The 25,895-nt window shown below is 72.1% G+C and carries 19 protein-coding genes, 1 tRNA gene and 1 pseudogene; 9 read left to right on the top strand and 12 right to left on the bottom strand.

Features of this window, described 5'->3' with window-relative positions:
* Positions 1-4: 4 nt before the first annotated feature.
* On the bottom strand, positions 5-1,795 hold the full coding sequence (locus tag AB0I71_RS12785; RefSeq protein ID WP_357583941.1) for a TrkA family potassium uptake protein: 1,791 nt from the start codon (positions 1,793-1,795) through the stop codon (positions 5-7).
* A 100-nt stretch (positions 1,796-1,895) separates the two neighbouring features.
* On the opposite strand from AB0I71_RS12785, the gene AB0I71_RS12780 reads away from it, so the two are divergent.
* From AB0I71_RS12780 to AB0I71_RS12770, 3 genes are all read left to right on the top strand, one after another.
* Positions 1,896-2,378, top strand: coding sequence for an MSMEG_6728 family protein (locus AB0I71_RS12780; RefSeq protein WP_357583939.1), 483 nt, complete (start codon positions 1,896-1,898; stop codon positions 2,376-2,378).
* 32 nt (positions 2,379-2,410) lie between these two features.
* On the top strand, positions 2,411-3,937 hold the full coding sequence (locus AB0I71_RS12775) for an FAD-dependent oxidoreductase (RefSeq protein ID WP_357583937.1): 1,527 nt from the start codon (positions 2,411-2,413) through the stop codon (positions 3,935-3,937).
* Positions 3,938-4,262: 325 nt separating this feature from the next.
* Positions 4,263-4,706 carry an HNH endonuclease gene (locus tag AB0I71_RS12770; protein WP_357583935.1) on the top strand — a complete coding sequence of 148 codons (444 nt, stop codon included), beginning with the start codon at positions 4,263-4,265 and terminating at the stop codon, positions 4,704-4,706.
* A 73-nt stretch (positions 4,707-4,779) separates the two neighbouring features.
* Here AB0I71_RS12770 and AB0I71_RS12765 read toward each other — a convergent pair whose 3' ends face one another.
* Positions 4,780-5,547 carry an enoyl-CoA hydratase/isomerase family protein gene (locus tag AB0I71_RS12765; RefSeq protein WP_357583933.1) on the bottom strand — a complete coding sequence of 256 codons (768 nt, stop codon included), beginning with the start codon at positions 5,545-5,547 and terminating at the stop codon, positions 4,780-4,782.
* Positions 5,548-5,764: 217 nt separating this feature from the next.
* Between AB0I71_RS12765 and AB0I71_RS12760 the strand changes: the two genes are divergently transcribed.
* A complete protein-coding gene (locus tag AB0I71_RS12760; protein ID WP_357583930.1) occupies positions 5,765-6,829 on the top strand; it encodes a glycosyltransferase family 2 protein in 1,065 nt (354 codons plus the stop codon).
* A complete protein-coding gene (locus AB0I71_RS12755; RefSeq protein WP_357583928.1) occupies positions 6,816-7,931 on the top strand; it encodes a glycosyltransferase in 1,116 nt (371 codons plus the stop codon). The genes AB0I71_RS12760 and AB0I71_RS12755 overlap by 14 nt, the downstream gene beginning before the upstream one ends.
* A gap of 10 nt (positions 7,932-7,941) precedes the next feature.
* Here AB0I71_RS12755 and AB0I71_RS12750 read toward each other — a convergent pair whose 3' ends face one another.
* The 3 genes and pseudogenes from AB0I71_RS12750 to AB0I71_RS12740 all read right to left on the bottom strand — a co-directional run bounded on the left by AB0I71_RS12750 (position 7,942) and on the right by AB0I71_RS12740 (position 10,803).
* Complete coding sequence (locus AB0I71_RS12750) at positions 7,942-9,543, bottom strand: hypothetical protein (RefSeq protein WP_357583926.1); 1,602 nt, start codon at positions 9,541-9,543, stop codon at positions 7,942-7,944.
* 263 nt (positions 9,544-9,806) lie between these two features.
* A pseudogene (locus AB0I71_RS12745) lies at positions 9,807-10,601 on the bottom strand (hypothetical protein); the annotation flags it as partial.
* A gap of 125 nt (positions 10,602-10,726) precedes the next feature.
* Positions 10,727-10,803: transfer RNA gene (locus AB0I71_RS12740), tRNA-Thr, on the bottom strand.
* Between the two features lie 320 nt (positions 10,804-11,123).
* Between AB0I71_RS12740 and ugpC the strand changes: the two genes are divergently transcribed.
* Positions 11,124-12,215: a sn-glycerol-3-phosphate ABC transporter ATP-binding protein UgpC gene (gene ugpC, locus AB0I71_RS12735; RefSeq protein ID WP_357583924.1), complete on the top strand. Its 1,092-nt coding sequence runs from the start codon at positions 11,124-11,126 to the stop codon at positions 12,213-12,215.
* Positions 12,216-12,283: 68 nt separating this feature from the next.
* Here the strand turns inward: ugpC and rlmB are convergent, their stop codons facing one another.
* Positions 12,284-13,405, bottom strand: a complete 1,122-nt coding sequence (gene rlmB / locus AB0I71_RS12730; RefSeq protein ID WP_357583922.1) for a 23S rRNA (guanosine(2251)-2'-O)-methyltransferase RlmB — start codon at positions 13,403-13,405, stop codon at positions 12,284-12,286.
* Positions 13,405-14,820 (bottom strand): cysteine--tRNA ligase, encoded by a 1,416-nt coding sequence (gene cysS / locus AB0I71_RS12725; protein WP_357583920.1) that lies wholly within the window; start codon positions 14,818-14,820, stop codon positions 13,405-13,407. The genes rlmB and cysS overlap by 1 nt, the downstream gene beginning before the upstream one ends.
* 267 nt (positions 14,821-15,087) lie before the next feature.
* On the opposite strand from cysS, the gene AB0I71_RS12720 reads away from it, so the two are divergent.
* Both AB0I71_RS12720 and AB0I71_RS12715 read left to right on the top strand, forming a co-directional pair.
* Positions 15,088-15,723: a helix-turn-helix domain-containing protein gene (locus AB0I71_RS12720; protein ID WP_357584270.1), complete on the top strand. Its 636-nt coding sequence runs from the start codon at positions 15,088-15,090 to the stop codon at positions 15,721-15,723.
* 367 nt (positions 15,724-16,090) lie between these two features.
* On the top strand, positions 16,091-16,993 hold the full coding sequence (locus tag AB0I71_RS12715; RefSeq protein WP_357583918.1) for a hypothetical protein: 903 nt from the start codon (positions 16,091-16,093) through the stop codon (positions 16,991-16,993).
* A 113-nt stretch (positions 16,994-17,106) separates the two neighbouring features.
* Here the strand turns inward: AB0I71_RS12715 and AB0I71_RS12710 are convergent, their stop codons facing one another.
* From AB0I71_RS12710 to AB0I71_RS12700, 3 genes are read right to left on the bottom strand one after another with little or no spacing between them, the layout of a single operon-like run.
* Positions 17,107-18,789 (bottom strand): S8 family serine peptidase, encoded by a 1,683-nt coding sequence (locus AB0I71_RS12710; RefSeq protein WP_357583916.1) that lies wholly within the window; start codon positions 18,787-18,789, stop codon positions 17,107-17,109.
* 34 nt (positions 18,790-18,823) lie between these two features.
* Positions 18,824-19,564 (bottom strand): HAD family hydrolase, encoded by a 741-nt coding sequence (locus AB0I71_RS12705; RefSeq protein ID WP_357583914.1) that lies wholly within the window; start codon positions 19,562-19,564, stop codon positions 18,824-18,826.
* 13 nt (positions 19,565-19,577) lie between these two features.
* A complete protein-coding gene (locus AB0I71_RS12700; RefSeq protein WP_357583912.1) occupies positions 19,578-20,537 on the bottom strand; it encodes an EamA family transporter in 960 nt (319 codons plus the stop codon).
* A 67-nt stretch (positions 20,538-20,604) separates the two neighbouring features.
* Here AB0I71_RS12700 and AB0I71_RS12695 point away from each other — a divergent pair, with 67 nt between their 5' ends.
* Entirely contained in the window at positions 20,605-21,165 is a 561-nt protein-coding gene (locus tag AB0I71_RS12695; protein WP_357584268.1) for a CGNR zinc finger domain-containing protein, read from the top strand.
* Positions 21,166-21,434: 269 nt separating this feature from the next.
* Here AB0I71_RS12695 and AB0I71_RS12690 read toward each other — a convergent pair whose 3' ends face one another.
* Together AB0I71_RS12690 and AB0I71_RS12685 are read right to left on the bottom strand one after the other, a co-directional pair.
* Complete coding sequence (locus AB0I71_RS12690) at positions 21,435-22,844, bottom strand: class II fumarate hydratase (RefSeq protein ID WP_357583910.1); 1,410 nt, start codon at positions 22,842-22,844, stop codon at positions 21,435-21,437.
* Positions 22,845-22,884: 40 nt separating this feature from the next.
* Entirely contained in the window at positions 22,885-25,863 is a 2,979-nt protein-coding gene (locus AB0I71_RS12685) for a BTAD domain-containing putative transcriptional regulator (protein WP_357583908.1), read from the bottom strand.
* Positions 25,864-25,895: the final 32 nt, after the last annotated feature.

The following is a 25,895-nucleotide window of genomic DNA, read 5'->3' as shown; positions in this document are numbered from 1 at the left end:
CGGGTCACTCCGTCGCTTCGCGCGGTACCGGCGTGCCGGACGGCGGGGAAGGCTCCGGCGGTGCGACCTCGCGGAGCAACGCGTTCAGGCCGGCGCGGCGGGCCACCACGGTCAGCCGGTCACCCGCCACGATCACCATTCGCGGGTCCGGTGACCAGTCGAGGCGCTGGCCGGCGCGGGCGTGCGCGAGCAGGCGTACGCTGCCGGCCCGCCCGACAGTGGCGAGCGTCCGACCGTCCAGGTCCGAGCCGGCGGCCACCGGGACCTCGGTGACGAGCAACGCGTGCCGGCCGACCGGGATGGTGGCGATCACCGCCCGGTCCAGCAGGGCGGCGGCGAACGACGGTGCCGCCAGGTAGGAGACGCTGCGCGAGGTGCCGATGCCGAACGCCCGCTGCACGCGTTCGGCGAAGTCGCCGTCGAAGAGTCGCAGCACCACCCGGAGCTGGTCGTCGAGGGCCCGGGCGTTGAGCGCCGCCCGCAGGTTGGCCCCGTCGTCGGTGGAGACCACCACGAGCGCCTGGCAGGTCGCGACCGAGGCGGCCCGCAGCGTCTCCTCCTGTGCCGCGTCGCCCACCACGAGCGGTACGCCGAGCCGACGGGCCAGCCCGGCACCGCGCGCGTCCGCACTCTTGTCGATCGCCACCACCTCGACGCCGAAGTCGTTGAGCTGGGCCATCACCCGGGTACCGATGTTGCCGAGCCCGACCACCACGACGTGCCCCGAACGCTCGGGCAGGATCCGCCCGGTGTGCAGGGCCAGCCGGGCGTTGACCACCCCGTCGACCACCACCGCCGTGATCAGCGGAATCAGCGCCAGCCCGGCGAGGTTGAGCACCACCTGCATGACCTGCTCGGCGGCTGACTTGGCGGTGTCCGGATCCTGCCCGGTCAGGGTGGTGACCAGGGTCAGGTAGAGCGCGTCGCCCCAGCCGACGTGCGCCGCGTTGGCGTACAGCCCGCCCAGGGTGGCCACCATGGCGAGCAGCACGAGCACCGCGATCCCGATCTTCCGGGTGGCGAAGCTGCGGACCGCGCGGAGCACCATCGCCACCGGCCGACGTCGCCGCCGGGCCCGGCGTAGCCGCCGCGCCGCCAGCTCGGTGCCGGCCGGACGACCGACGGCCTCGGCGAGCACCACGTCGGCGTCCCGGTCGTCGGCCGGCAGCACCAGATCCTGCTGGGTGTCGTGGGTGTCGGCCACCCCGCAGACGATCTCGCTCGGGCGTACGTCGTCGCGGCGGGCCACGTAGAGGGTGCGCCCGCCGTGCCGGAAGTGCGTCGGCGCGACCTCGCCGAGCGCGGCGGCCACGAAGGCCGGCGCGGCCATTGAGGCGTCCGAGAGCACCGCCGAGTCGGGGAAGATCTGCCGCACGCCGTTGGCCAGGCCGGTGTTGAACATCCGCACCACCAGGCGCAGCCGAGGCTCCACCTCCTGTGCGCAGAGCGCGGCGTGCATGTTGCCCACGTCGTCCTGGTGCAGCAGGGCCAGCCCGGCGGCGTCGACGAGCCCCGCCCGCCGGAAGGTGACCTCGTCCAGGCGGTCGACCCGGATCACCTCGATGCCCGGCAGGTCCCGGCCGTCCGGCCCGGGAGAGCGCCGACGGTCCGGCACGATCAGGGTGATCCGTACCCGGCCGGCCTGTGTCTCGCCGGCGAGCATCGTCCGCACCACCCAGTAGGCGAGCGGATCCTGCCCGCAGATCACGTAGTGTGCCCGGGACTCCCCGTTGACCCGCAACCGGCGGCCGGCCCGCAGGGCCCGATCGAGCAGCGGCTCCGCCATGCCCCGCATGGTAGTCAGCCGGTCGCAGCCCGCGCAGCCCGCGCAGCCCGTCATGATCGTGGCTGCCGCGACCCGGCATGTCCCGGCCGACGACGGGTAGGGCAGCGGCATGCAGACCTTCCTGCCGTACCCGGACTTCCTGGCCAGCGCCCGGGCGCTGGACCAGCGACGGCTCGGCAAACAGCGGGTGGAGGCGATCCAGGTGCTGCGCGGGTTGACCTGGCCCACGTACGGCTGGCGCAACCACCCGGCGGTGAAGATGTGGGCCGGGTACGAGGAGGCCCTGACCCGGTACGGGCTGGACGTCTGCGCGGTCTGGTGCGCGGCCGGCCGCGCCGACACCTGCGCCACCACGTTGACCGTCGACCTGGCCGCCGCCTGCGGCGTCGAGCAGGTCCGCACCCAGCAGGAACTCGCCCTCGCCGGGGAACTGCCGCCATGGCTCGGCCGGACCGAGGTGCATCTGAGCCACCGTTCGTCGCTGCTCCGCAAGGATCCGGCGCACTACCGTCCCATCTTCGGCGACGAGGTCCCCGACGACCTGGACTACGTCTGGCCGGCCTCCGACCGCCCCCGCCGCTGCCTGCGATGAATGGGAGAGCACACTGACCGGGGAGGTTCCCCATGACGCTGTCGCAGTTGGCCGGACGGTTCATCGGCGTACGTCGGCACCGGGTCGACCCCGGCGGGGGTGGCGCGTCCCGCGTGCCGCATCCGGTCACCGCGGTGGTCGTCGGCGGCGGCATCGCCGGCATGTCGGCGGCGGTGGTGCTCGCCGAACGCGGTGTCGAGGTGACAGTGCTGGAGGCCGCACCGACCCTGGGCGGCCGGCTCGGTGCCTGGCCGGAAACCCTCGCCGACGGCACCTGCCAGGTCAACGAACACGGCTTCCACGCCTTCTTCCGGCAGTACTACAACTGGCGGAACATTCTGCGGCGGGTCGACCCGACCCTGCGCTTCCTGCGGGCCGTCCCCGGCTATCCGGTGCTCAGCGCCCAGTGGCCGACCGAGGAGTTCGGACGACTGCCACCCGCGCCGCCGGCGAACCTGCTCACCCTGCTCGCCCGCAGCCCCAGCCTGCGCCTGCGGGACCTGCGCGGAATGGACCGGGACGCGGCCCTGCCGCTGCTGACGTACGACCCGGTACGCACCTACGCCGAGTTCGACCACACCACCGCCGACGCGCTGCTCGACTCGTTGCGCCTGCCCGACCGGGCCCGGGCGATGCTCTTCGAGGTCTTCTCCCACTCGTTCTTCAACCACGAGGCGGACATGTCGGCCGCCGAGATGATCGCGCAGTTCCACTTCTACCTGCTCGGCAATCCGGAAGGGCTGGCCTTCGACTGCCCCGACGAGGACTACGCCACGGCGATCTGGGGGCCGCTGGCCCGGCACGTCGAGCGCCACGGCGGCCGGATCCGCACCGGCGAGCCGGCGACCGGCCTGCACCGCGACGCCGAGGGCTGGCAGGTGCGCAGCACCGAGGGCACGTACCGGGCCGGACACGTGGTGCTCGCCGTCGACCCGCCGGCACTCGCCGCCCTGGTCGCGGACTCGCCGTCGCTGGCCGAGCAGGCACCGGCGCTGGCGGCGGCGATGCCCACGTACGGTCGGCCCGGTCCCCCGTACGCGGTCGCCCGCTACTGGTGCGACGGCGACGTCGACGCTGGTCGGGCGATCTTCAGTGGGGTGTCCCGACAGGCCACGCTGGACTCGGTGACGCTGTACCACCGGCTGGAACGCGAGTCCCGCCACTGGGCCGAGCAGACCGGTGGCTCGGTGATCGAGCTGCACGCGTACGCCTGCGAGCCGGACGTGCCCGCCACCGAGCTGGCCGAACGGATGCGGGCCGAACTGGCCGTGCTCTGGCCGGAGACGGCGCGGCTGCGGGTACGGGAGCTGCGCGCCCGGGTCGAGGCGAAGGCGCCCGCCTTCACGCCGGGCGGCCATGCCGGACGGCCCGGTGTCCGCACCGACGCCGTCGGTCTCTATCTGGCCGGCGACGGCATCAGCACCGATTTCCCCAGCGCCCTGATGGAACGCGCGGCGGCCACAGGTGTCCTCGCGGCGAACCACATCCTGCGGGCCGAGGGCGGTGCGGCCGAGCCGATCCACTCGATCCGGCCGCGTGGTCTGCTCGCCCGGCGCTGACATCCAGGTCCCGACCCGGTCCGTGCTCGCCACCGACCGGGCCATCGAAATGCGTTGCCCCCTCACCTCGGCCGCACCTACCGTGATCGCGCAAGGTCAACCGCCGTTCCGGGAGCCAGTCATGTCGAAGCCGTACGTCACCACCGCCGTGCCGGCGGGGTGGCCGGGTTCGCGGATGCTCGGCGGTTGGCGCACCGAACGCCCCCAGGGTGGCCGCCCCGGCTGACGCGTACCGCCGCACGCCGAGCCGTCCACCCGCACCTGGGGTCGGGCGGCTCGTCGCCGTCCGTCCGTACGTCCGTCACCGTCCTGGAGGGAGACACCTGTGGACGCCGTCCTCGTCATCAACGCCGACCTCGGCCCGCTGCACCGGGTCACCGTCCAGCACGCGATCCGGATGCTCTGCCGCCGGGTCGCCGAGATCCACGAGGCGGTGCCGGACCGGGTCATCGGAGTGTTCCCGGTGCCCCGGGTGGTCCGGCTGGTGCGCTACGTGGTGACCCGTTGGCGGATGCGCGCCGGCCCGGCCTGGTCCCGGGCCGGGGTGTTACGCCGTGACGGCAGGTGCTGCGCGTACTGCGACGGGCTGGCCGCCACCATCGACCATGTCCTGCCCCGCTCGCGCGGCGGCCGGAACACCTGGAAGAACACGACGGCCGCCTGCTACGCCTGCAACCAGCGCAAGGGGGATCGGACGCCGGAGGAGGCGGGCATGCCGCTGCGGCGCGTACCGGTCGTACCGAGCTGGGCGGCGCTGGCCGGGCGGTGACGGACCGGCCGGCGGGCACAGGGGGCGGCGTCGGGGGACACACCTCCCGGCGCCGCGCCCGCCGGCCCCCAGGTCAGCGTCCGGCGGGTGGCGTCCAACCGAAGCGTGGTGCGCGACGCTCGTGGAAGGCCGCCACGCCCTCCCGAGCCTCGCCGCTGGCCCGCACCTGCCCGTGCCACCAGGCCATCCGGCCCTCGTCCGCCCGACCGTCCACGATCTCCTTGGCGGCGGCGACACTGAGCTGCGAACGCTCGGCGATCACACCGGTGAGCCCGTCGACCCGGGCGGCCAGATCGGCACCGGGCAGCACCTCGTCGACCAGGCCGATCCGCAGTGCCCGGTCGGCGTCCACCAACTCGCCGGTGAAGAGCAGGTGCTTGGCCGCCGACGGTCCGATCAGCCGGGACAACCGGTGCGTGGTGGGCGCCGGGTAGACCAACCCCAGCCGGGCCGGCGGTACGCCGAAGCGCGCGTCGGTCGCGGCTATCCGCAGGTCACAGGCGACCGCCAGCTGGCAGCCGCCACCGACGCAGGCACCACGGACGGCGGCCACCGTCGGCTTGGCGAAGGTGGCCAGCCGCTCCTCCGCCGCGACGGCGATGCTGCCGTCACCGGCCGCCAGCAGCTCGTCCAGATCACCCAGATCGGCGCCGGCGCAGAAGGTGCCGTCGGCGCCGGTCAGCACCACGACGCGGACCGCCGGGTCGGTCTCCAGACCGTCGAGCAGCACCGGTAGCTGCCGCCACATGGCCGGGGTCATCGCGTTACGCCGATCCGGGTTGCGGATCACCACCGTGGCCACCGCACCCGCGACCTCGACCACCAGGTCCGCGTCCGCCATCGCCCACCGTCCCTCCGCCGCACCACGCCGTACGTCACCTGCGGCGACCTTAACGACGTCGCCCGCCGCGCCGGCCGGGTGGGCCCGATCCGGCAAGCCCCACGCGATGCCCGCCGCTGTACGTCTGATCGCAGCCCGGCATTCACCTCAGGGCCGCCCGCGCCCCCTAACGTCACCGTGCGCGCACGTCGTAGCCGGCACGAGTGAGCAGGTGGTCATGCCATCCACACCCGAGGTCAGCGTGGTCATCCCTACCTTCGCCCGCCCGGCGTTGGTGAACCGCGCGGTCCGCAGCGCCCTCGCGCAGACCGTCACCGACATCGAGGTGATCGTCGTGGTCGACGGTCCGGACGAGGAGACCGTCAAGGCGCTCGCCGAGATCGGTGATCCCCGGCTGCGCGTGGTGGAGCTGCCCGGCAAGGGTGGCGCGCCCAACGCCCGCAACACCGGCGTACGCGCGGCGCTCGCCCCCTGGACCGCCCTGCTCGACGACGACGACGAGTGGCTGCCGACAAAGCTCGCCGCCCAGCTGGAGCTGGCCCGCCGTGCCACGGTGGGCAGCCCGATCATCGCCAGCCGGCTGATCAACAAGACGCCCCGGGCGCAGTTCGTGATGCCCCGGCGACTGCCGGAGCCGGGCGAGCCGATCTGCGAGTACCTCACGCTCCGGCGCGGGCTGTTCCACGGCGACGGGTTCATTCAGACCTCGACCATCATGGCACCGACCGAGCTGCTGCGCCGGGTGCCGTTCACCGTCGGGCTACGCCGGCAGCAGGAACTGGACTGGACCGTACGCGCGATCAGCCAGCCCGACGTCGAGCTGCTCATCGCCGCCGAACCGCTGGTGCTCTGGCACCAGGACGAGGACCGGCCACGGATCAGCCTCAGCTCGCCGTGGGAGGCGCAGTTGGAGTGGCTGCGCGGGATCCGGCCACTGATCACCCCACGGGCGTACGCGGCGATCACGATGAGCATCATCAGCTCGATGGCCGCGCCCACGCGCAGTTTCCGCGTCTTCCGGCTGCTGCTCGCCGAGGCCCGCCGGCACGGCCGGCCAGGTGTCGTCGACTACCTGACCTTCCTCCAGATCTGGCTGCTCCCGCCGCAGCTGCGGCACCGGGTACGCGACCTGATCCTCGGCCGTGGCCGGCGCGGTGGCCAGGCCACCTCGGACGACCCGGTTGCCGTCGACGGGTCCCGGGCCGACGTCACCTTCCCGGTCGGCACCCACGCCGAGGAGCGGGCCGGGACGGCGGAGATCGGGGCCGATGTCCGGCGATAAGGTCGTCGTGATCTGGCGCAGCTGCCTGTTACCCGGCTCGGAGACGTTCATCCGCAACCAGGGCGACGCGCTGCCCACCTGGCGCCCGGTCTATCTGGGTGCCGTCCGGGTGCCCTCACCGTTGTCTCGGGACAGTGACGTGGTGCTGTGCCCGGACACGCCGCGTGGCCGCCGCGAGTGGCTGCGGTTGCGACTGACCGGCGGCTCCCCCCGGCTGCGTCGGCTGCTGGCCCGACTGCGACCCGGGGTGGTGCACGCTCACTTCGGCGGGGACGGCTGGCTGGTCAGCCGTACCGCCGCGCAACTTGGCATCCCGCTTGTCGTCACCCTGCACGGTCTCGACGTCACCCGGCAGGCGGCGGCACCCGGGCCACGCGGCGCCCGGCACCGGCGGAACCTGCGGACCGTGTTCGGTCGGGCCGCACTGATCCTGGCCGTCTCCGGGGCGATCCGGGACCGGGCGGTGGAGTTGGGCGCGGATCCGGCGAAGGTCCAGGTACATCACACCGGAGTGCCGGTGCCGCCGGAGCCGGCGGCCGGGCCGAAGCGGTGGGACGTCGTGTTCGTGGGTCGGTTCGTCGAGAAGAAGGGGGTCGACGACCTCGTCGAGGCGCTGGGCATGCTGCCGGAGCTGCGCCCCCGGGTGCTGCTCGTCGGCACCGGGCCGCGGCACGACCAGGTACGCCTCCGCGCGGCACAGTTGGGCGTGGACGCCACGTTTCCCGGCGCGCTGACGCCGCCCGAGGTGATGCGGCACATCGCCGAGGCCCGGATCCTCGCGGCACCGTCGCGTACCGCGTCGGACGGCGACACGGAAGGCCTGCCCACCACGATCCTGGAGGCGTTCAGTCTCGGCGTGCCGGTCGTTTCGACGTACCACAGTGGCATCCCGGAGGCGGTCACCCACGAGTCGAACGGTCTGCTCTGCGCGGAAGGCGACCGGCCGGCCCTGGCAGCCAACATCCGCCGCCTGCTCACCGACGGTGGACTGCGCGACCAGCTCGGCAAGGCCGCCCGGCACCGCGCCGAAACCGACTTCGACCTGCACCACCAGACCCGCCGCCTCGAATCCCGCTACGACTCCCTCCGCCCCGCTCCCTGACCGGGTCGGGTCAGTCGGTGGGGCGGAGGCGGCGGACGGCGGAACGGGCGGTACGGCGGGCGGTACGGGCACCGGCCAGCAGCAGCCGACCGGCCCGTGCGGTGGGGGTGCCGTTCAGCAGTGAGACGATCCGCCGCAGCCGTTTCAGCTCGTCGTCGCGCTCGGTCAGGGTCCGTTCGTACCATCCCTGAAGCGCCCGCGCCTCGGACAGCTCGCGGGCCAGCCGGTCCCGGTCCGCCAGCAGTTCCCGCCACCCGCCGGCAGCGGCGCCGTCGATGTCGACCGACGGCCCCGGCTCCCGACCGGCCATCGTGGTCAGCGTTGCCGCCAGCTCACCGGCCGGCCAGAGGTCGGCGAGTCCGGCGTGGACCAATCGGGACGCCAGCCGGCGCAGCGCCAGCGCAGGCTCGGTGACCTCGGCCAGACCGTGCCAGGTGCCGGCCGGTGTGACGACGACGCCGTCCGCCGGCGTGCCCGCCTGCGCACCTGACTGCCAGGTGGTGAGCAGCGCCCGCACCGCCGGCAGGTCGCGCCGCAACGTGGCGGCCACCACCAGATCCTCGACGGTACGCCCCGACGGAACCGCGGCGCCGTCGGCGAACCGCCAGCCGCCCGCCGGATCCCGGCCCACCTCCCGGAGCCGACCGTCCTGCACCAGTAGCGCCGCAGGCGGCGCGGCCCCGGCCTGGTCGGCCTCAGAACGGGCGCGCGGGGCAGGCTGATCCGCCGGGATCAGCGGATCCGGCAGGCGTTCGCCGAGCAGCACCCAGGCGGGCGCGAGTTCGACGGCGATCCCGTTCCGGACAGCGGATCCGGCCAGCCGAGCCGGGTCGACCAGCGGCGGTGCGGCCGCCACCGGGTCGCGTCCGATGGCCGAGGCGCGCACCCCGCCCCCGCCGTCGCTGTGGACGGCCCGGCCGCTGAGGACGGCCTGGAGGAAGCCGGTCAGGTCCGGGTCGGCCAGCAGCTCCGTACCGACCAGGGCGGCGGGCGCGAGGGGGGACGGGAAAGCCGCCCAGGTGCCGCCGGTCCGCAGGCCCGACGCCGCCAACCTGGCCCGCAGCCGGGCCGGACCGGCCGGCCGGGTGTCGTCGTACTCGCCGGGTGCCGCCCAGTCGGAGTCGGTGCGCTGGGGCGGCGACGCCAGCAACCGGTGCAACCCGAGCGGATTCTCGATCCCGAGCAGCAGCCGGCCACCGGGCCGCAGCACCGACACCAGCAGGTCGAACGCCGCCCCCCAGGACAGCTGCGTCCCCTCGACCGAATCGAGTCGATCCAGCCCGTCCAGGGCGACCACTGTGTCGTACGGGGAAGTACCGGCGAGCTTCTCGGGGCCACCGCAGCACACCCGTACCCCGGGACGGTCGGCGTAGCGGGCGGCCAGGGCCTCGGCGTCCGGCAGTCCCCGCACCAGCACTGTCAGGTCGGCCGAGGGCAGCGCGTCGAGCAGTCGGGGATCGTGTGGTCCGGCCACAAGCGTGCGGCCGGACGCGACTGTCAGCAGGGCGGCCAGCCCTGGCCCGCGTACCGGACCCGGGCCGTGTGCGCGGTCAAGATCCGACCAGGCGAGCATCTCGCCACCGAGCAGGTGCACCGCCGCCGTGTCACTCATCGGTCAACCTCCGCGCCGTGCCGCTCAGCTGCCGTACCGGCCCGCGCCGCCTCCTCGCCGGTTTGGTGCCCGTCGCCGGCCGCACCTCTTCGGTGGCCGTGGCCGGGCACGCCCCCTTGGTGGCCGTGGCCGGGCACGCCCCCTTGGTGGCCGTGGCCGGGCACGCCCCTTTGGTGGCCGTCGCCGGACACGCCGCCCTGGTGCCTGGCGCTCGACGTGACGGTGGTGACCCGGTGCCGGTCGGCGGGTTCGGGCCAGCGGAACAGTCGGCGCAGCTCGGCCGGTGGCAGCAGCCGGTCGGCACCCAACTCGGCGACGGCCAGGGCCCGGGCGCTGTCCGGCTCGACCTGCGGGCCGTGCAGGCCCGCCCACTGCCGCCGGATCCGTGGCTGTCCGCCCCAGATCGGCGCCTCACCGGCCAGTTCCATCGGGTCGCCGTAGACGGCCGGTTCGCAGCCGGCCAGGATGCCGTAGAAGACCGCGCTGCACAGCCGGTTCGAGGCGACCCGGCGGTGTCTGCGCAGCTCGGCCAGTTGCCGGTGAAGGAAACCCGGGTCCAGGTCACGCCACCGGCCGCCCCGGTAGCCGTGGCAGACGACCCGGAAGCCGGCCCGCTCGTAGTGCTGGCGTACCCGGGTCGACCGGTACTCCTGCCAGTAGAGGCAGACGGTCACCGGCCCTGGTTCGACGGCCCGGATCTCGTCGATCAACCGACCGTGGTCACCGACGACCCGCTGCCCCTCCCAGCCGTGGAAGGGGTACCAGATGGTGCCCTCCCGCCGTTGCGGGCCGTCCGGTTCCATCGCCAACAGGTAGGCCCACGGGGAGCCGACCACGTACGTCCGTCGGCGGCCGAGGGACCATGCCCGCCGCCGGGTCCGCTCCGACCAGAGGAACAGCGGTACGCCCGGCACGAACTCGTGGTCGTAGGCCATGCCGTCGCCGATGTTCCAGCCGTGCTGGAGGTAGCCGTGGATGCGGGGCGGATCCTGGTCGTCGAGCCCGCAGTAGCGGGCCAGCACGTGGGAGTGCCCGTAGTAGTGGTTGGCGTGATGCACGGTGGCGGACGCCCCTGGTCGTGGTGCCGGGTCCCGGCGGGACGGGTGGAGGCGGAGCCTAACGGGCCCGTCTGAACACCCGGCCACGCCGAGATGTCCGCCCGGTGTGCCATGCGCGATACAGATGGAGCCCCCGGCCGGGATCGAACCGGCGACATCCCGCTTACAAGGCGGGTGCTCTGGCCAGCTGAGCTACAGGGGCGTTGTGTCGAGGCCAGCATAGCGACAGGCGTCCGGTTTTCCTGCTCGGCAGGGGTCCCGAGCATGGGAAACGTCAACAACCCGACGTGTGGGCGTCGATTCGTGTCCGACCGTGCCCGAGTGACCGGAATGCGAATGCTTCGGAACTACCGCTCGTCCGTGGACCTTGGCAATGCGGCGAAAGCCGTTTACCGTGCAGTGACACGGCCGACACGGGCTCGCCCCGCGCTGGCCGTGGCGCCGGTACGGGCATCCGTGCCGGTCGCTCCTTCACTCGGATCGTCCGGCACGTTCCTGCCGGTGAAAGGAAGCGTCCCCCTCATGGCTACGGTCACCTACGCGAAGGCGTCCCGGATCTATCCGGGCACCGAACGCCCCGCGGTCAACCAGCTCGACCTCCAGATCGGCGACGGCGAGTTCCTCGTCCTCGTCGGCCCCTCCGGATGTGGTAAGTCCACCAGCCTGCGCATGCTCGCCGGCCTGGAGGATGTCGACGACGGCGCGATCTACATCGACGACCGGGACGTCACCCACCTGCCGCCGAAGGCCCGCGACATCGCGATGGTCTTCCAGAACTACGCCCTCTACCCGCACATGACGGTGTACGAGAACATGGCGTTCGCGCTCAAGCTGCGCAAGACCTCCAAGTCCGAGATCGACAGGCGGGTCAAGGAAGCGGCGGCGCTGCTCCAGCTGGAGGAGTACCTCAGCCGTAAGCCCAAGGCACTCTCCGGCGGTCAGCGCCAGCGGGTCGCGATGGGCCGGGCCATCGTCCGGGAGCCGCAGGTCTTCCTGATGGACGAGCCGCTGTCGAACCTCGACGCCAAGCTGCGGGTGCAGACCCGTACGCAGATCGCGTCGCTTCAGGCCAAGCTCGGCATCACCACCGTCTACGTCACCCACGACCAGGTCGAGGCCATGACCATGGGTCACCGGGTGGCGGTCATGCTCGACGGTGTGCTCCAGCAGGTCGACACCCCGCGGACGCTCTACGACACCCCGGCCAACGTCTTCGTCGCCGGCTTCATCGGCTCGCCCGCCATGAACATCAAGACCGTCTCGTTCAGCGAGCAGGGCGCGGCGTTCGCCGAGATGCTCGTGCCGCTGACCCGCGAGCAGGCCGAGGCGGCCAACTCCGAGGGCGGCAACGGCAAGGTGACCGTGGGCTTCCGCCCGGAGGACTGCGACATCGTCAGCCCGACCGAGGGTGGCATGCCGGTCGTGGTCGAGCTGGTCGAGGACCTGGGCTCCGACGCCAACGTCTACGGTCACGCGGCGCTCGACGGCGCCTCCGAGCGGTTCGTGGTCCGTACCGACCGTCGGACCATGCCGAACATGGGCGACACGATCTTCGTGAAGCCGCGTACCGGCCAGAGCCACGTCTTCCACGCCGCCACCGGGCAGCGCATCTGACGTAGCAACCGCGAAGGGGCGGTCCGCCGATGGCGGGCCGCCCCTTTTCGCGTGCGCTCTCCGGTTTCTCAGCCCTCGACGGCCCGGCGGCGGGCCACCTCGGCCAGGGTGACGGCGGCGGCGACGCTCGCGTTCAGCGACTCCACCTCGGAGATCATCGGGATGCTCACGGTGAGGTCGCAGGTCTGCCCGACCAGGCGGGACAGTCCCCGTCCCTCCGAGCCGACCACCACCACCAGCGGACCGACGGCGGCCTCCAGGTCGTACAGGTCGGTCTCCCCGTCGGCGTCCAGGCCGACCACCATGAACCCGGCGTCCCGGCAGGCCTTCAGCGACCGGGTCAGGTTTGTCACCTGGGCCACCGGCACCCGGGCCGCCGCACCCGCGCTGGTCCGCCAGGCGGTCGCGGTGATCCCGGCCGCCCGCCGCTCGGGCACGAAGACTCCCTGCGCGCCGAACGCGGCGGCGGACCGGATCACCGCGCCGAGGTTACGCGGATCGGTGACCCCGTCCAACGCCACCAGCAGCGGCGCCGGCTGTTCCAGCGCGGCGGCGACCAGGTCCTCGAACGGCTCGTACGCGAACGGCGGCACCTGGAGACCGACGCCCTGGTGCAGCACGCCCCCGGTCATCCGGTCCAGCTCGGCGCGGCTGACGTCAAGGATCGCGACGCCCCGGTCAGCGGCGGTACGGATGATCTCCTTGACCCGGTCGTCGACGTCCATGCCCTGCGCCGTGTAGAGCGCGGTCGCCGGAACCTGGGTACGCAGCGCCTCCAGCACGGGGTTGCGACCGACCAGCAGCTCCTGGGTGTCCTTCGCCGGGTTGGACTTGCGGCCCGGCGCGACCCGGGGACCGCTGCGCCCCGCAGGCTGCTTGCCCCGGACCGGCTTCGCGACGGCCGAGCCCCGGCCGCCACCCTTGCCCCAGGTGGTGTCCTTGCTGCCGGGCTGGCCGATCTTCGGGGCACGCCCCTCCTCGGCGGCCGCCCGGCGCTCCTTCTCCTGCTTCCAGGCGGTGCGCTGCGGCAGCTTCTCGGTGCCCGAGTACGCCTTGTGCCAGGGTCGCTCGTCGGCCGGCAAAGTCCGGCCGCGCCCGGCGAGGGCGTCCCGGTTCTTTCCGCCGGACCCCTTCTGGGCACTAGCCTTCGACGTCACCCGCCGGCCACGGCGCTGAGAATTGCCGGCCATCAGTCCTGCTCTCCAATAGTCCAACGCGGCCCCTGTGGGGTGTCCTCGACCACCACTCCGGCCCGCTTGAGTTGATCCCGCAGCGCGTCGGCGGCAGCCCAGTCCTTGCGGACCCGGGCCTGCGCGCGCTGTTCCAGTGCCAGGGCGATCAGGGAGTCCACCACGCCACGGAGGTCGCTCGCCCGGGCTCCGCCGGTCCACGCCGGGTCGAGAGGGTCGACTCCGAGGATATCCAGCATCGCGCGGACACTGGCGAGCGTGGTGCGGACGGTCACATCGTCCCCACCGGCCAGCGCGTTGTTGCCGTCCCGCAGCACCTCGTGCAACGCCGCCAGCGCCGCCGAGGTGTTCAGGTCGTCGTCCATCGCCGCGACGAACGCGGCGGGCAGTTCACCGAGGCCGCCCGCACCGACCCGTTCCACGGCCCGCGTCACGAAGCCCTCGATCCGCCGGTACGCGACGGCCGCCTCGCGCAACGCCTCCTCGGAGTAGTCGATCCGGGAACGGTAGTGGGCGGCCACGTAGTAGTAGCGCAGTTCGACCGGGCGCACGCCGAGGGAGGCGACGTACGTCAGGTCGAGGGCGTTGCCCAGCGACTTGCCCATCTTCGCCCCGCCGATGCTGAGCAGCCCGTGATGCACCCAGTACCGGGCGAAGGGCAGGCCGGCGGCCTGGGACTGGGCCAACTCGTTCTCGTGGTGCGGGAAGGTCAGGTCGAGCCCGCCGCCGTGGATGTCGAACTCCGCGCCCAGATAGCGCCAGCACATCGCCGAGCACTCGATGTGCCAGCCGGGCCGGCCCCGCCCCCAGGGCGACGGCCAGTAGGCGTCCGCCGGCTCGTCCGGCTTGGCCCCCTTCCAGAGGGCGAAGTCGCGCAGGTCGCGCTTACCCCGCTCGGGAGCTTCACAGGCGGACTGCATGTCCTCGGGCGACTGGTTGGACAACGCCCCGTACGCCGGCCAGGAAGCCACGTCGAAGTACACGTCGCCCGAGCCGTCGGTGGCCGGGTAGGCGTGCCCCCGCTCGATCAACTGCGCGATCAGTTCATGCATCTCGGGGATGTGACCGGTGGCCCGCGGTTCGTAGGTGGGCGGCAGCACGTTCAACGCCCGGTACGCCTCGGCGAGCTTCAACTCGTTCGCGTACGCGATCGACCAGAAGGGCCGCTGCTGCTCCTGCGCCTTGACCAGGATCTTGTCGTCGATGTCGGTCACATTGCGGATGAAGGTGACCTGGAAACCGGCGGCCGACAGCCAGCGACGCAACACGTCATAGTTGACGCCGGAGCGAAGATGACCGATGTGCGGCGGCGCCTGGAGGGTGAGACCACACAGGTAGACCCCCACCTTGCCGGCTTCCCGCGGGACGAAGTCCCGCACCGATCGGGTGGCGGTGTCATACAGGCGTAGCGTCACCGTACAAGGGTAGCCGTCCGCTGTTGCCTGGTCGGTCGGAGCCTGGTAGCACCCTGCCGCTCGGCTCCTGCCGGTGGCCGCCCCGCTGGCCGTACGCTGCTGGTCGTGAGCACTCCAGCGACGCCCGGCGCCACCCCACCGCCGGCAGCGCCCGGCGGCACGACGCCAGCTGGCTCGCTGCCAGGTGGTTCGAAGCCGGACCCGTCGGTACCAGGCGCCTCGACGCCGGATCCGCCGGTGCCAGGCGCCTCGATGCCCAGCGCTCCGATGCCGGGCGGCGAGGCGTCGCAGACGTTGGACCGGGGTCTACGGTTGCTACACCTGGTGGCGGACGTCCCGGAAGGTCTGACCGTCACCGAGGCCGCGAACGAGTTGGGCATCGGTCGAGCCGCCGTCTACCGCCTGGTCGGCCCGCTGGCCAGGCACGGAATGCTGCGCCGCGACGCCGACGGCCGGTTGCGCCTCGGCGCCGGAGTACTGCACCTGGCCCGGCGGGCCCAACCGCTGCTCGCCGAGGGTGCGCTGCCCGCGCTGCGGCGGCTCGCCGAACAGGCCGGAGCCACCGCCCACCTCACCGTCGTCGAGGGTGGTGAGGGGGTCGCGCTGGCGGTGGTCGAGCCGAGTTGGACGTCGTTCCACGTCGCGTACCGAACCGGTGCCCGGCACCCGCTGGAACGCGGTGCCGCCGGGCGGGCCATCCTGGCCGGCCGGTCGGGCGACGCCGGCCCGGTGAGCACCGCGGGTGAGCTGCAATCCGGCGCGTACGGGGTGGCCGCGCCGGTGCTCGGGGTGCCCGGCCTGGAGGCGAGCGTCGGGGTGGTGGCTCTGGCCCCACTGGACTCCGAGGCTGTCGGCGCCCAGGTACTGGCCGCCGCCACCGCCATCGCCACCGCCCTCACCTGACCCGCCGGCACCACCCACGCCGTGCCCCTGGGCCTCACCCAACCTCGGCTGAGCCGACAGCTGCGGCCTGTGCCGCCCATCGCGGCCGGACAACCTTCGCTGCCTGCCCCATCCCACTGCGGCTTGCGGCAAGTTGCGCCCAAACTTCCGCCTGAAAGCCCAACTTGCCGCAAACCGAGGCGACTCCCGCCACGCCAGGGCTCGCCGAGCGGCACCGCAGCCCAGGCTCGTACGCCGAGGTCCGAGCATGGCCAATAGCACATCCGGCGGGGGTCAGAGTGGTTATCCACAGGGGACGGCCGGTGTCCTGCCTGCGGTTGTCCACAGGGGCTGCCGAGGCCGCCCCGCGCCACGCAGGCTCTCGTTCATGCCAGCTCATGCATACCGACCGGGAGCCCTGGCGTGGCAGGTCTTCCGTGGCTCCGACGCCGTACGCCAAGGCTTGCTCACCGCCCACCAGCTCCGTGGTTCCGCCTGGGTGCGGTTGCGCCGGGACATCTACGCCGACGCCCGACTTGATCGCGATCACGATTTGGCCTGCCGGGCCGTGGCGTTGCAACTGCCGGTCGAGGCGTCGTTCGCCGGACCGTCGGCGGCGTACCTGCACGGGGTGGAGCATGCCGCGAGTTTCGCCGACAACGTTCACGTGCTCGTGCCGGCTCCGTCAGGGCTGCGCAGCCAACGTGGCCTCCAGGTGCACACGATGGCCCACGAGCCGTTGAACCAGGGCACCCGCCCGGGCACGCTTCCCCGCACCGACCCGACCCGGGCAGCGTGGGAGACCGCCGTCTGGCTGGAGCCGGCCCGCGCGATCGGCATAGTCGACACCTTGCTCGGCCGAGGACTCACCACGCGAGCGGCGCTCGCCGAGATCGCGGCCCTTAACGACAGCCGTCCCGGTTTCCGCCGGGCGAGTTGGCTGTTCGATCTGGCTGAGCCGGCGGCTCAGTCGCCGGCCGAGTCACACCTGCGCATCCGGTTGGTGTTGGCCGGTCTGCCTCGACCGGTGGTCCAGCACCCGGTGCGGGTCTCCGGCGGTCTGATCCTGCACCCTGACCTCGCCTGGCCGGCGTTTCGGGTGGCCGTGGAGTACGACGGGCACCGGCACTCGGACCGCGAGCAACTGCACCGGGACCGACAGCGCCTCAACCGTCTCGTCGGTGCCGGATGGCTGGTACTGCATGTGACCAGTCGCCGTCTCCATCAGGACTTCCCGGGAATCGTCCGGGAGACCCGCGGTGCGCTGCTGGAGCGCGGATGGCGCCGATGACGGAGGGTCCGACCCGGGCCACCACACCGCCGACCGGGATGCGTGATGGCCGGGCTGAGAGGTTCCAGCCCGGCCATCCCATTGTTGATCAGGACGCGTGCGTCCCGGCCCGGTTACCGGCCGGGCTTGAGCGGAGCGGTAACCGCCGCGTACGCGTCGATGATGCCGTGGCCGTAGAAGCCGTTGAAGCTGCGCGAGCCGTCGCAGTAGGCGTCGAACTCAGCCGGCCGGCCTTCGTTGGCGTAGCTCACCAGCCGCGGCTCCGGGCAGGCCCGCTCGGCGGCCGTCCGGCGGAGATGCTGCTCGACCAGGTCCGGCGCCATGCCGTAACCATCACGGCCCTGCTGCTTGCCGTAGCGGCTCACGATGAGCGCGGCCACCCCGGAGGCGTGCGGTGCCGCCATCGAGGTGCCCTGGAGGTAGGTGTAGTACCCGCACTCCCCGTTGGCCTTGCACTCCTTGAACACGAAGGTCTCGGCACCGGCCACGATGTTGCCGTCCTCGTCGACCGCGCCCTCCTCCTGGAGGACCTTCTTCGGGTAGGTGGAGAGAATCATGTTGGCGTCGGTACGGAACGTGTCGGTGCCGAAGCCGTCGCGGAACCAGCCGCCCGGCGCGGCGACAGCGGTCTGCTCGGTGCCGTAGTTCGAGTAGTCGGCCTTCTGGCCGGACGGACCGACCGAGGAGACGCTGATGACGTGCGGCCCCTCCGTGGGCAGGTCCCAGCAGCTGTCGTTGTCGATCTCGCGGGGGTACGGCGCGACGTCACCGTAGTTCGGGCTGGAGACGTCGGTACGCGGGTCGCCCAGGTCCTCGTGGTTGTTGCCGAGCGCACCGACCAGGGTGACGCCCCGGTTGTGGGCGAAGGTCAGCGCCCGCTTCATGGCCCTGATGGTGGCCCGCTGCGCCGCCTGCGCCTCCGGCGAGTCGGCCGGGTTGGCGGTGCAGTTGTAGAGCCACGGGTCGACGTAGAACGACATGTTGACCACGTCGAGACCCGACCGGCCCGCGTGCAGCAGGGCGTTGACCACCGGGTTGAGGAAGAAGTAGCCGGAGTCCTGACCGCCCTTGAGGTTGACCAGGGACACCTTGGGGGCGACACCGGAGAGGCCGAACCCGTTGGCGGCGGCGCCGATGGTGCCGGCGACGTGAGTGCCGTGACCGCCATCGTCGGTGCCGGCCGGGTCGAGGCAGCTCGCCACCTCGCACTCACCGTCGATCTCCGGGATGTCGGGCGCGAAGTTGCGGGACAGCGCCCAGTTGAAGTTCGGTGCGATGTCGGGGTGGCTGGCGTCGACGCCGGTGTCAAGGACGCCGACGGTGACCCGGCGGTCGCCGGGCTCCACCTTGCGCGCCTTGTCGGCCCGGATCATCTCCAGACCCCAGAGCTTGTCGTCCAGCGGGTCGAGCTTCTTGCCCCGCTGCTTACCGGCGCCCTTGGCGGCCGTCGCGGCCAGCAGGTGCTCCTGCTCGACCCGGTCGAGGCGCGGTTTGCGCCCAATCGCCTTCTCCTCGGCCGCACCGATCAGGGCGGCGGCGGAAGTCGCCTTCGTCGCGAAGTCAGCCCGGTCGGTCGTCACCTGGTACACACCGACCTCGTCGCTGCGGGACACCACGGTCCCGCCAGCCGCCCGGATCGCGGCGATAGCCGCGTCGGCGGAGACTCCGTCTTCGGCGACCACGGTGAAGGTCCGCAGGTCCGACGGCCCGGCGCTGGCCGGCACACCCAGACCTGTCACCGTGAGTGCCAGTGCCGCCGCGGTCGCGACGACGCCGACGGTGAAGCGCTTGCTCACCACATTGAATCCTCTCGTTGAGGGGCTGGCGTCATCAGACATCAACGCGTGAGGTTTCGCCAGAGCAGCGCCGGATTCGCGGCGGAAGATCCGCTTCGTCGGAAAGATCGGCCAGCACGGTGGGCAACTCGGACAGCGTCGAGACCACGGCGTCCGGCACCACACCTGCCGGCAGCCGCTCACCCCGGCGGTCGAGCCAGACGGCCCGTAGGCCGGCCCGCTGCGCGCCGATCACGTCATGAGCCAGGTTGTCGCCGACGTGTACCAACTGAGCCGGGCTCACTCCGGCGGCCGCACACACCGCCGCGTAGAAGTCCGGGTTCGGTTTCTTCGGCACCCCGTCGCGGTGCGCGTACACCTCGAAGGCGAACTCGCCGGCGAGGCCGCAGCGCTCGGCGTAGCTGTTGCCGTTGGTGGCGAAGCCAAGCGTCCACTGTCGGCGCAGGGCGGCCAGCGTCGGCAGTGTGTCGGCGAACGGCCGGGTCAGTGCGAAACGGCGGGCGAAGAAAATCGCGGCGATCTCGTCCAGGTGGGCACCGAGACCGGCCCGGTCCAGGGACCGGGCCAGGGCGGCACGCCGGATCTCGGCCACCGGCGCGGCGGACAGGTCCCCGAAGACCGCACCCCAGTCCGACTCCAGGTCCGCGAGGGTGACGCCGGCCGCGACCGGGGTCAGCCGCCGCATCCGCGCCAGTACGGCCTCCAGCCCGGCGGTGACGGCCGGACGCAGATCGATCAGGGTCTCGTCGGCGTCGAACACCACAGTGGTCAGCACGCCGTCCAGCTTGTCACCGCAGGGCCGGCTCCGTCGCCTGGGTCTGGGCCACCTGAACGGGGGTCCGCAGCTCATCGAGACGGACCAGCGCCACACCCGCGACGATCAGCAACCCGCCGAACAGCTGCACCACCGTCGGCAGCTCCCCCAGCACCAGCCAGGCGATCAGCACCGCGAACATCACCTCGGTCAGGCCGACGAACGAGGCCAACCGGGAACCGAGCGTCCGTACCGCGGCGATCCCGGCCAGGTAGGCGACCACCGCGGCCACCAACGTCAGGCCGGCGATCGGCACCAGCCAACTGGTCTCCATGCCGGCGAACTGCACGGTGTCGAAGGTGGCCCGCAACGGCAGTGCCCCGGTCAGGCCGAGCAGCAGCAGCACGCCGGCACCGGCGGCCATCCCGCCGCTGGCCATGACCATCGACGGGAGAGCGGGGTCGACCCTGCCGGCGAGCACGAAGTACCCGGCCAACCCGACCGCCGCACCGAGCCCCCAGAGCACGCCGACCAGGTCGAGTCGGCCCGCCCCGGTCACGTCGAGCACGAAGACCAGGCCGATCATGGCCGCCGCGGAGCCGGCGACGGTCAGCCGACGGGGCCGCTGGCCCTGCACCAGCCAGGTCCAACCGACGACGAGGACGATGCCGAGGTACTCCAGCAGCAACGCGACGCCGACCGGCAGGTAGCGCACCGCGTTGAAGAAGCACGCCTGAGCGACCGCGACGCCGAGCAGCCCGAAGACGCCGATCGACGCGAGGTTCCGCCGCAGCACCTGCCACCGTCCGCGTAGGACGAGCATGGCGGGCACCGCCAGGACGAGGGCGGCGATGCCGACCCGGGCGATGACCACCGCCTCGGCCGACCAGCCCTCGTCGATCAGGGATCGAGCGAAGGTGCCTGAGGTGGCGAAGGTGATCGCGGAGAGCAGTGCCAGAGCGAGACCGGCACCCGCGGCGGGCGATTGACGCATGAACTCTCCTTGGCGCGACGGCCCGCCATGGGCAAAATAGGTTACGCCGATGACGCTAGACGGGGCCATGACAGGAGTCAAGTTGCTTTTCGCCCATGACACCGAGTGTTCGCTGATCGCCGCCGCCGCGCTGGTGAACACCGCCGGTTCCGACGGGGAGGGGCTCCCGGACGTCGCCGCCCTGGACGCCTTCTACACCGTCCACTCCTACAGCGGTCGGCACGAGCACACCGAGGCGGAGCTACGGGCGGTACGCGCGCTGCGCCCCCGGCTACGCCGGATCTGGCACGCCGAGGTCGACGAGATCGTGTCGATCGTGAACGCCCTGCTCCGCGAGCACCGTGCACTGCCCCAGCTCATCACGCACGACGCCGAGCCGTACCACCTGCACGCCGTCCCCCGCGACGCCCCGCTGGCGACCCGGATGGCGGTCGAGGCGGCGATGGCGATCGCCGACGTGGTGCGCGGTGGCGAGCTGCGCCGGTTGCGCACCTGCGACCACCCCGACTGCGACAACGTGCTTGTCGACCTGTCCAAGAACCGCTCCCGCCGGTTCTGCGAGGCCGGCTGCGGCAACCGGGCCGCGGTCAGCGCCTACCGCGCCCGCAAGGCCGCCGCCCGCTCCTGACCAGTAGCCCAGCGGGCCGAGCCGACCGACCCGCTCCTTCACCCCCACCACCACCGCCGCCCCCGGCACCCGGCACCCGGCACCCGGCACCCGGCACCCGGCACCCGAACGGCCGCCGGCTGATCAGGTCACCCGGCATCAGCGTGGCGGGTTGATCGACTCGCGTTGCGGCATCTCGGCCTATCCGGGCTGCTGATGACCACAAGATGCCGCAACCGGAGTCGATCAAGCCGGAGCCGGGAACCCGGACCGGGCAGGCACGGGCCGGGTCAGGGGTGGGTCATGCGGAGCAGGTCGAGTGCCTCTTCCAACTGGGTCTCGGAGAGTTTGCCGGAGTCGATGTGGCCCCGCGAGATCACCACCTCCTTGATGGAGATCTGCTTCGCCAACGCCTCCTTGGCGATCGAGGCGGCCTCGTCGTACCCGAGGTGGCGGTTCAACGGGGTGACGATCGACGGCGAGCCCTCGGCGTACGACAGGCAGACCTCGGCGTCCGCGACCAGGCCGACCACGCACCGGTCGGCGAGCAGGCGGCTCGACGCGGCGATCAGCCGGATCGACTCCAGGATGTTGCGGCCCATCACCGGCAGCATGACGTTCAGCTCGAAGTCGCCCTGTGAGCCGGCGAAGGCCACCGTCGCGTCGTTGCCGACGACCTGCGCGCAGACCTGCCGGACGGCCTCGCAGACCACCGGGTTGACCTTGCCGGGCATGATCGACGAACCCGGCTGGAGGTCCGGGATGCGCAGTTCACGCAGGCCCGCGCGAGGGCCGGAACCCATCCAGCGGATGTCGTTCGCGATCTTGTAGAGCCCGACCGCGACGGTACGCAGCTGCCCCGACGTCTCGACCAGGGCGTCCCGGGCACCCTGCGCCTCGAAATGGTTGCGCGCCTCGGTCAACGGCAGCCCGGTCGAGGCACGCAGCTTCTCGATCACCCGGGCGGCGAAACCGAGCGGGGTGTTGATTCCGGTGCCGACCGCCGTGCCGCCCAGCGGCAGCTCCGCCAACCGGGGCAGCGCCGCTTCCAACCGTTCGATGCCGTAGCGGACCTGGGCGGCGTACCCGCCGAACTCCTGTCCGAGCGTCACCGGGGTGGCGTCCATCAGGTGCGTACGCCCGGCCTTGACCACGGTCTCGAACTCCGACGACTTCCCCTCCAGTGCGGCGGCCAGGTGGTCCAGCGCCGGCAGCAGATCCCGTACGACGGCCTCGGTGGCCGCCAGATGGATGGATGAGGGGAAGACGTCGTTGCTCGACTGCGAGGCGTTGACATCGTCGTTGGGATGAACGCTGCTGCCCAGCTCCCGCCCGGCCAGGGTGGCGATCACCTCGTTGGTGTTCATGTTGGACGACGTGCCGGAACCGGTCTGGAACACGTCCACCGGGAACTGGTCGTCGTACCCGCCGTCGGCCACGTGCGCGGCAGCGGCGGCGATCGCCGCCGCCACGTTCGCGTCGATCACTCCCAGGTCGCCGTTGACCTCGGCCGCAGCACCCTTGATCTGAGCCAGCGCCCGGATCTGGGCCGGCTCGATACCCCGGCCGGAGATCGGGAAGTTCTGCACCGCCCGCTGCGTCTGGGCCCGCCACAGCGCCTCGGCGGGCACCTCCACCTCGCCCATCGAGTCGCGTTCGATCCGATAACCCGTACCCTCTGGAGTCGTCACGCGTACCATCCTGCCCCGCCCGGCACCGACTCGCAGATGATCGCGAGAGTCAGTCGTCCAGCTCGGCGAGCAACCGCCGCACCGTCTCCTGTTCCGGTACGTCGAGCTGCTGGAACAGGGCCAGTGCCCGAGCCCAGTGCGAGCGGGCCGCTGCCGGATCGGTGGAACGCAGGCAGCGGGCGATGCCGTCGAGTGCTCGCGCCTGCTCGTAGCGGTGGTTGATCCGGGCGGCGTCGAGCAGCACCCGACCGAAGAGGTCCTGAGCGCTGCGTACGTCACCCTGGTCGAGGATGGCGAGGGCCAGCAAATTGCGGGACCCGCACTGGCCGACCAGGTCGCCGGCCTCGCTGATCGCAATGAACGCCTGTCGGTGAAGCGTCGCCGCCTCTTCCGTACGGCCGGCCTCGCGCTCCATCACCCCCAGCTCGTTGAGCATCTCGCCCTCGTCGAACCGGTCCTTCCCCGCGCGGTGTGCGAGAAGCGCCGCTCGCAGCAGTCGACGGGCCGGCCCGATGTCACCCATCCGGTGCCGGATGATGCCGACGTGCCCCAGAGCGTTCGCCAACTGCCGACGGTCACCGACCTCGCGGGCCAGCAGCAGGTGCTGGCGGCCGAGTCGTAGCGCCTCGTGGTAGCGGCCCCAGGCGCACATCAGGTGGGTCATGTTGTTGAGCAGAGCGCTGCGTGCGGCCATCTGGTTGCCACTGCCTAGGACCGCCGCCTCCTGGAAGTACCCGATGCCACGGCGAGGGCCGCCCTCGGCGTAGTTGTTGATCCCCAGGTTCCACAGCACGCTTCTCAGCAGGTCGGGTGGACCGCTGCTGCGGCACAACTCGAGTGCCTGCTGCAGCAGGGCGATGGCGTGCGCGAAGCGGGCACGCCGGAAGTGGGCCGACGCCAGGTAATTCAGCATCAGCGCCTGCGCGGACTCGTCACCGAGCGCCTGCGCCGACCGGAGGCCCACCCGATGTGTCTCGATCAACTCGTCCAGGTGCCCGCCGTTGTAGAGCAGCCGCCAACTCGCCCGGGCGAGCTGCCAGGCGCGCTCCGGGTACTCCGTCTCGGCCAGCGCGGGCATGGCGACCAGCGCGGACCGGTTGTCGTCGAACCAGGCCAGCCCACGCGCCACATCAACCCTCACCAGGTCAGGGCGGGACGGGTCGGACAGGCGGAGCGTACGCCGGGTGCCGGGTGACTCGGTCTCGCGGCCGAGCGCCGCCGCCACGTACAGATGGTGCTCCAGCAGCCGGCCGAGCGCCTCGTGCCGCTCCGGCGCGTGGGCGGGGTCGGCCAGCAGCGTGCGGGAGTACTCGCGGACCAGGTCGTGCAGTCGGTAGCGGCCCGCCTCCGGCTCATCGACCAGGTGGGCGTCGACCAGCTCGTCCAGCACGTCCTGTGCCTCGGCCAGTGGCAGGTCGGCCAGGGCGGCGGCGGTGGTGGCGTCCAGGCGTATCCCCGGATGCAGCCCGAGCAGTCGGAAGACGCGCTGGGCCGGCGGCGACACCTGGGCGAACGACAACGCGAAGGCGTCACCGACCGAGCGTTGCCCGGCGACCAGCTCGGCCAGCGTGTCCCGGGCACCGCCGAGCCGTTCGGCCAGGTCGACGACCCGCCACCGCGGACGGTGCACCAGTCTCGCACCGGCCAGGCGAATCGCCAGCGGCAGATAACCGCAGCGGCGCACCACCTCGGCGGCCGCGGCACGCTCCGCCGCGATCCGCTCCTCGCCAGCCACCCGACCGAGCAGCTCGATCGCCTCGTCGGGATCGAGCACCGGCAGCGAGGAGGGTCGTCCCTCGTCGAGGCCGACCAGTCGACGTCGGCTGGTGATCAGAGTGATGCAGCCGGCACCGCTGGGCAACAGCGGCGCCACCTGCGCGGCGGAGGCGGCGTTGTCCAGCAGGACCAGGGCTCGCCGGTCGGCCAGTTCGGTCCGCCAGATGGCCAACCGGTCATCCACGTGGACCGGGATCCGCTCGGCCGGAACCCCGAGTTGCCGCAACAACGTGGCCAGTGCCGCCGACGGACTCAGTGGTGTCCGCTCGCTGTGCCCGTGCAGGTCGATGAAGAGATGCGCGTCGGGGTACCGTTCCGCGATCCGGTTGGCCACGTGCACCGCCAGGGTGGTCTTGCCGCTGCCCGCCATACCGTCGATCAGCTGGATCCGGGTCTCGCCCTCCTCGATCTCCTTGACCAACCTGGCGATCGTCTCCGCCCGTCCGGTGAAGTCACTGATCGCGCGGGGCAGGGCGCGGACGGGGACGGTGGCCCGCCGCTCGGATCCGGCGATCGCGAGGTCCCCGGCAAGCACCCGCTGGTGCAGTTCCTGTAGTGCCGCGCCCGGCTCGATGCCGAGTTCCTCCGCGTACAGGCCCCGCCCTTCCCGGTAGAGCCTGAGGGCGTCAGCCTGCCGACCCACCGCGGCCAGGGCCAGCATGAGTTGCCCCCGGAGGCGTTCCCGCAGCGGATGCCGATCCAGGTTCTCGGCCAGTTCGTCGAGCAGCGCCGCCGCGTGACCGAGACGTAGTTCGACGTCCACACACTCCTCCAGCGCCGTGAGACGCTGCTCGTCGAGTGCCTCGGCACGCCGCCGAACGCTTGCGTTCCGGATGCCGCTCAGGGCCGCGCCGCGCCACAACCGCAACGCCGCGCGGAACTGGCCACGCGCGTCGACCAGCCGGCCACGGGCGAGCATCCCCCGGGCGGTCTCGATGCCTTGGGCGAAGACCTCGCTGTCCAGCTCACCGGGAGCGGTCCGCACGGCGTACCCGACGGGATCGGTGACGATGAGCTCCGGTGACAGGCCGAGTTGAGTGAATCGCTGCCGCAGTCGTGAGACGCAGGTCTGCAGCTGGGCGCGGGCGGTGGCCGGCGGGTCGTCCTCCCAGAGCGCGTCGATCAGTTCCTCGGCCGGCACAACCCGATTGGCTCTGAGTAGCAGAACCGCGAGTACGGCCCGGTCCCTAGCCGCGGTGACGGTGGCTTCGCCGTCTCCCACCCGCAGCGGACCCAGGATCCGAAACCGCATTCGCTCTCCCACCGGGACGACGCAACGACCAG

Origin of the sequence: Micromonospora sp. NPDC049891 (genome assembly GCF_040660295.1) — a bacterium.
Taxonomy (GTDB): domain Bacteria; phylum Actinomycetota; class Actinomycetes; order Mycobacteriales; family Micromonosporaceae; genus Micromonospora.
This window is presented reverse-complemented; position numbering and strand designations above follow the sequence as displayed.